8 protein-coding genes are annotated in these 6274 nt (G+C 64.6%); all 8 read left to right on the forward strand.

The window, feature by feature from the left end:
* Window positions 1-64 precede the first annotated feature (64 nt).
* The 8 genes from BRC58_03995 (at window position 65) to BRC58_04030 (ending at window position 5961) form a co-directional block, all read left to right on the forward strand.
* Window positions 65-502, forward strand: a complete 438-nt coding sequence (locus BRC58_03995) for a DUF4079 domain-containing protein (protein ID PSP18301.1) — start codon at window positions 65-67, stop codon at window positions 500-502.
* Window positions 503-524: 22 nt separating this feature from the next.
* Complete coding sequence (thiO, locus tag BRC58_04000) at window positions 525-2573, forward strand: glycine oxidase ThiO (protein PSP18302.1); 2049 nt, start codon at window positions 525-527, stop codon at window positions 2571-2573.
* Between the two features lie 73 nt (window positions 2574-2646).
* Complete coding sequence (locus tag BRC58_04005) at window positions 2647-2838, forward strand: hypothetical protein (protein PSP18303.1); 192 nt, start codon at window positions 2647-2649, stop codon at window positions 2836-2838.
* A gap of 66 nt (window positions 2839-2904) precedes the next feature.
* A complete protein-coding gene (locus BRC58_04010) occupies window positions 2905-3450 on the forward strand; it encodes a photosystem II oxygen evolving complex protein PsbP (GenBank protein ID PSP18304.1) in 546 nt (181 codons plus the stop codon).
* 18 nt (window positions 3451-3468) lie between these two features.
* Window positions 3469-4068: a septum formation inhibitor Maf gene (locus tag BRC58_04015; protein PSP18305.1), complete on the forward strand. Its 600-nt coding sequence runs from the start codon at window positions 3469-3471 to the stop codon at window positions 4066-4068.
* Between the two features lie 51 nt (window positions 4069-4119).
* Window positions 4120-4500 (forward strand): hypothetical protein, encoded by a 381-nt coding sequence (locus tag BRC58_04020; GenBank protein PSP18306.1) that lies wholly within the window; start codon window positions 4120-4122, stop codon window positions 4498-4500.
* Window positions 4497-5165: a hypothetical protein gene (locus BRC58_04025; protein PSP18307.1), complete on the forward strand. Its 669-nt coding sequence runs from the start codon at window positions 4497-4499 to the stop codon at window positions 5163-5165. The genes BRC58_04020 and BRC58_04025 overlap by 4 nt, the downstream gene beginning before the upstream one ends.
* A gap of 52 nt (window positions 5166-5217) precedes the next feature.
* Window positions 5218-5961, forward strand: coding sequence for a hypothetical protein (locus BRC58_04030; protein PSP18308.1), 744 nt, complete (start codon window positions 5218-5220; stop codon window positions 5959-5961).
* Window positions 5962-6274 lie beyond the last annotated feature (313 nt).

Below are 6274 nucleotides of genomic sequence, written 5' to 3' on the forward strand. Positions count from 1 at the left end.
TGCCCTGTAGGGGGCAGCCCGCTGCTTTTTAAGATGGAGGCAATCGGGCGAGCGCGCAGCGGCTGTGGATTTACCGTCGTTTCTTTGGTTGTGGCAAACCGCCGCCTGGTCCATGGGGTTGGTTGCCCTGGCCTACACCATGCAGGCCATCAGCGGCGCGATGCTGTCCTGGCAGCGGCGGCGGCAGCAGCCGCGGCCGCCCTGGTTGCGACCGCTGCACTACAGCGTAGGCATCGTCCTAGTGTTGCTGGTGCTGCTGCTGTTGGGAATCGGCATTGTCGGCACGCTGGGTCATTACGGTAGCTTGGGGCACTCGCCGCACCTGGCAGCCGGAGTGAGCGTGGTGGGGTTGGTGCTGCTATCGGCCTGGAGCGCGATGCAGATTGGCACCCAGCGGCCCTGGGCGCGATCGCTGCACGTGGGCACCAATGCCGTGCTGCTGTTGGGGCTGGCAGCGGTCTTGCTGACCGGCTGGGACGTCGTGCAGCAATACCTGGACTAGAAACGGGCTGGAGGAGCCAGTCATGAACGCATCCCGCGACACGCTGATTCTGGGCGGCGGCATCATGGGCCTGGCGATCGCGCTGGCGCTGCGGCAGCGCGGCGCCAGCGTCGCGGTCCTGGAGCGCGACGGCCGGCAGGCAGCGGCGCGCGCTGCCGCGGGAATGCTCGCCCCCCAGGCCGAGGGCATTCCGCCCAGTCCCATGCGGGATTTGTGCCTGGAGTCGCGCTCGCGCTACCCGGACTGGATTCGCTGGGTTGAGGAGCTCAGCGGCATCGATACCGGCTACTGGCCCTGCGGGTTTCTAGCGCCCATCCTCAAGCCTGATGCGGAGGCGAGCCACCCCAGCCGGGAAGCAGATGAGACGGCCCATTGGCTGGATCGCGAGGCCATTAGCTACCACCAACCCGGCCTGGGCGAGGCCATCGTCGGCGGCTGGTGGTACCCCGAGGACGCTCAGGTGGACAACCTGGCCCTGATGCGCGCCCTACGCCAGGCCGCGCAGCAACTGGGGGTGGCGCTGTTCGAGGGCGTGCAGGTTGAGGGCATCCAGCGGCGCGGATCGGCCGTTGCGGGCGTGCGCACCTCGGCGGGGGAATTTGCCGCCGAGCAGTACGTGGCCGCTAGCGGTGCCTGGATGCGGGAGCTGCTCCCGATGCCGGTGCGCCCGATTAAAGGCCAGATGCTGGCGCTGCAGATGCCGGAGCCGGCCCCTGTGACGCTGCAGCAGGTGCTGTTTGGCCCCAATGTTTATATCGTGCCGCGGCGCGACGGCCGCGCCATCGTGGGCGCCACGGTTGAGGATGTGGGCTGGCAGCCCCAGACCACCCCAGCCGGCATCCGCATGTTGCTCGAGCGTGCCGCGCGGATCTATCCGGCACTGGATAGGTGGTCGTTCCGGGAGCAGTGGTGGGGCTATCGCCCGGCCACCCCTGATCGCCTGCCCATTTTGGGGCGCGGCCCGGCGGACAATCTCTACGTGGCCGCCGGGCACTTTCGCAACGGCATTCTGCTGGCGCCCGTGACGGCCGAGATTGTGGCCGATCTGGCGCTGCCCGGGCGCGAGCATCCGCTGCTGGCGCACTTTCGCTATGATCGCTTCAGCCCATCCCGCACCTCGCAATCGCTGCCCGAAGCCCGCCCGAGTGCCAAGTCCTCCAACAGCCGCTTCCCCATGATGGCTACGCCCAGCTCGCCCCCATCGCCAACTGAGGCCAACGGTGCCCCAACAGAGGACGCAACTCTGACTGTCGGTGGCCGGACGTTCCGCTCGCGCCTCATGACCGGGACGGGCAAATTCCCCGATGCCGACACCATGCGCGCCAGCATCGCCGCCAGCGGCGCCCAAATCGTGACGGTAGCCGTGCGCCGCGTGCGGGAAGGAGCCCCCGGCCACCAGGGCCTAGTGGAAGCCCTCGATTGGACGGATCTGTGGATGCTGCCCAATACGGCCGGGTGCCAGAGCGCCGATGAGGCAGTGCGCGTTGCCCGCCTGGGGCGCGAGATGGCCAAAATCGTCGGCCAGCAAGACAACACCTTCGTCAAGTTGGAAGTGGTGCCAGATCCCCAATACCTGTTCCCCGATGCGGTGGGGACGCTGCGGGCGGCCGAGCAGCTAGTTGCCGAAGGCTTTACCGTCCTGCCCTACATCAATGCCGATCCGGTCCTGGCACGGCAGCTGCAGGATGCCGGCTGCGCCACGGTCATGCCGTTGGGCTCGCCCATCGGTTCCGGTCAAGGCATCCGCAACGTCGAGAGCTTGCAGATCATTATCGAGCAAGCGCAGGTGCCGGTGGTGGTGGATGCCGGCATTGGGGCACCCAGCGAGGCCGCCCAGGCCATGGAGCTAGGCGCCGACGCGCTTTTGATCAACAGCGCGATCGCGCGGGCGCAAGACCCAGTAGCCATGGGGCGGGCCATGAATGTCGCCATCGAGGCCGGTCGGTTGGCCTATCAGGCCGGGCGCATTCCCGTGCAAGACCAAGCGCGCGCCAGCTCGCCGGCGGCAGGGGTTCCAGATGGCAACGGCGCTGCCGCCGTCCAGCTCGAAGCGGGCGAAACGGCAACCTGAGCAAAACTTGCGCCGCCTGGCCGCAGTTGATTAGAATTCTGTGCAATCTCAACGCGCACGGACGGTAGCGTTTATGCCTTATACCGAAGAAGAAGGCGGTCGCAAGAACAACTTCGCTTCCCAGCCTCGCATGTACGCCGCCCAGCCGCCGAGCGGGGCCCAGAAGCGTAACTACGCCATCATGGGCGGCCTGTTTTTGCTGCTAGTAGGCGGTTTGGTCTACGTCACGATGGTGGTGTCGGAAAGCTCAGCTGGGGCTGGCTAGCGACCCCCGCTTGCTTGCTGCGGCTGATGGGTTACTCTAGGTGAGCCGATAGCTCGCACAAGGGCCATGTTGCCTCACCGGATTCTGGCCGCGTTGCTTGCCCTGAGCTTGGCCTTAGCCGGCTGCTCGGGGACGGCGCTGGAGCGCTATACCGATTCGCGCACCGGCTACGAATTCCGCCATCCCAACAGCTGGGTCTCGGTGGATGTGAGCGAAGCCAGCGGCAACGTCGATGCGCTCTTTCAGGATTTGGTCGAGCGCACCGAGAACCTGAGCGTAGTCATCAGCGAGGTGGAACCGGAGCAAACCCTGGAAGGCTTGGGAACGCCCTCGGAGGTCGGTCGCCGCCTGATCGCGCAAACGCTCGCCCCATTGGCGTCGCAGCGGGAAGCCCAGCTGCTGAGCGCCCGGCAAAAGCGCGAGGAGACCCAAACCTACTATCAGCTGGAGTACCGCGTCGAGCTGCCCGAGTCAGAGCCGCGCCACAATTTGGCCAGCGTGGCAGTCAGCCGCGGCAAGCTGTTTACCCTGAGCGTCTCGACCCCGCAGCGGCGGTGGGAGCAGCGCGCCGACACCTTCCAAACGGTGGTTGACTCCTTCTACGTCTATTAGTGCTGGATCGGTGCTGGTTTGCCCGCTGCCCCGTCGCTAGTTCTGGCTTCCGCATCGCCGGCTCGCCGCCGGTTGCTGCAAGCGGCCGGCATTGAGCCCATCGTGCATCCCAGCGATGTGGACGAGTCGCAGTTGCAAGCCCAGGAGCCGGTGGCGCTGGCCAACGAACTGGCGCAACGCAAGGCGGCGGCGGTCGCCCCGCACTATCCGGACGCCGCGATTGTGGGCTGCGATTCGGTGCTGGCTTTGGATGGGGCCATCTACGGCAAGCCCGACTCGCCCGAGCTCGTGATCGCGCGCTGGCAGCACATGCGCGGGCGGGTGGGCGTGCTGTGCACCGGGCACGCCGTGCTCGATCGCGTCCAGGATCGCCAGCAGCTGCGCTGCGGGCAGACGACGGTTCACTTTGCCCCAGTCAGTGATCGCGCCATTGAGGCCTACGTTGCTAGCGGCGAACCGCTAGCGTGCGCCGGCGGCTTTGCCCTGGAGGGGCGCGGCGGCTGGTTCGTGGAGCGAATCGAGGGCTGCCACAGCAACGTCATTGGCCTGAGCCTGCCGCTGCTGCGCCAGATGCTGGAAGCGCTCGGCTACGCGGTCCCCGACTTTTGGCCGGCCTAGCGGCCGGCGTGGGTTAGGCTGGGAGCGAACGCAATGCCGCTGGGGATAGGCATGGCCGAGCGCGATCGCTTTGATGCCTGCTTGCAGGCCGGCGAGTTGGATGCTGCCTTGGCGCTGGCTTGGCAGCAAGCCGTGGCGCTAGAGGTAGCAACCTGCATGGATGCCGAGGCCGAGGGTGGCGAGCGGACCGTGCGCACGCACATCGATACAGTCGGCGGCCGCATCGATAACGAACTGAGCCCCGAGCTGGCCGAGCGCGGCGTTCCGCCGGCGCTGCAGCAGTACCACCTGGAGCAAATCCGCAACAGCCAGGCAATGCTGCCGGCGCACCTGGAAGTGCTGCAGCAGCGCTTTCCCAAGCTGGCTGCTCTCATGAGCCAGCTGCCTGAGGCCGGCGAGCCCAACGCAAGCGATGGAGCGAGCTCCCCATGACGGCGCGCGCCCGATTCGAAACCGCACTGGCTAACGGCCAGCTCCAGACGGCGCTGGCCCTAGCGCTGAACCAGACCCGCCAGTTTGCGATCGCAACCCGGGTTGCCGGCAGCGAGGCTGTCCTGCAAACGCAGCTGGATCTGGCAAGCGCGCAGGTCGAGACTCAACTAAGCGCGGATCCGCCAGCGGCGCTACAGCAGTTCCACCAAGCTTGCGTGCGCGAGAGCGCCACCCTGTTGGATGGCAACCTGCAGAGCGCGCGCGCCCTGCTGCAGATGTTGCTGGCGCTGCAGCAACGCGATCCGGCAGCATTCCGGACGCTACTAGCGACCTGGGCGGCTGAGCAACCGCAGGTTCCCGCACAGGATACGGTGACCAACTTGGACGAAGTTCCGGTTGAGGCCGAAGTAGCTCAAGAGACGGCCGGCGAGCCACTGGAGCTGCCCGGCCGCAACGCGCGCGCAGCTGGCAACGATTCGCAACCGCCCCAGGAGGGCGCCACGGTGGTCTCGCCCGAGCTTGAGGCCATCGACTGGGATGAAGGCGAGCCTGAGGATGACCCCCTCGCTTGGGCTAACGCGTCTACCTCGGAGGGCGATGGCGAGGACGCCAGCGACGAGGACCTGTTTTCGGGGTGGCCGGAGGAGCGGCCAAAAGATGCTTAGTTAGATCCCAACTAAGCTTGAGCTGACTGGGTGCTGACCGCAAGAGAAGGATGTGGCAGAAACGGTTCGCGTCGGCATCATTGGGGACTTTGACCCCAGCTTTCGTCCTCACACTGCTACTGACGAAGCGCTCGGCCATGCCGCCGGTGCCCTGGGATTTTCCGTCGAAGTAGCGTGGTTGCCAACGCCATCTCTTGAGCAGAATGCCGTTGGGATAGCACAGCAGTTCAATGCGCTCTGGTGTGCTTCCGGCAGTCCGTATCAGAGTCTCTCCGGCGCGTTGAAGGCGATTCGCTTTACTCGGGAAGCGGGTTATCCTTTCATCGGGACATGTGGTGGCTTCCAACACGCCGCGATCGAATATGCCCGGAACGTGCTCGGCTTCGCTGATGCACAACACGCTGAGTACGACCCTTACGCATCAAACCTTTTCATATCCAAACTCGCTTGTTCGCTGGCCGGGCAGCAGATGCGCGTCCGGATCTTGCCGGACTCGCATGTGTACTGCTTCTACGCGACGCAAGAGGTGGAGGAACAGTACTACTGCAATTTTGGGCTGAACCCGGAGCACCAATCGCTCATCCACGACGGCGGCTTGCGCGTAGTAGGGGTAGACCAAGACAGCGAAGCGCGGATCTTGGAGTTGCTGGGGCACTGCTTCTATGTAGCGACGCTGTTCGTGCCGCAGCTTACTTCAAGCAAGGAAACGCCCCATCCGCTAATCGAAGCTTACCTAAAAGCTGCGCTGGCTTTTAAGGAATCGGAGCAATCAGGAAACGCTGCGAGAGTTGTATAGCGGCGCTTGGTGTTTTTTGCCGCAACTGCTTATTGAATTTGACTATGGGGGGCCAGAGCTTTTTAGCACTTTCAATGCGAATAACATTGACTGGGAGCGGTCACCTATTATACCAATTTGAGCAGCGGATGCACGCTTGCCAAGCGGCACAATCCCCATATTGAGGAGGGTTCGGAGATCGAAATCTAGTGCACAAGCCACGAGAATTGGTATTAGTACCGTTGGGCAGACGGGAAAAATGCTCGCTGAGGGTAAAGGTTCCGGGGAGCTGGTACAAGCTAGTTCTAGGGCCTCCCAATGAAGCGAGAATCCC

The organism is Cyanobacteria bacterium QS_8_64_29, from assembly GCA_003022125.1.
In the GTDB taxonomy this organism is placed as follows: domain Bacteria; phylum Cyanobacteriota; class Cyanobacteriia; order Cyanobacteriales; family Rubidibacteraceae; genus QS-8-64-29.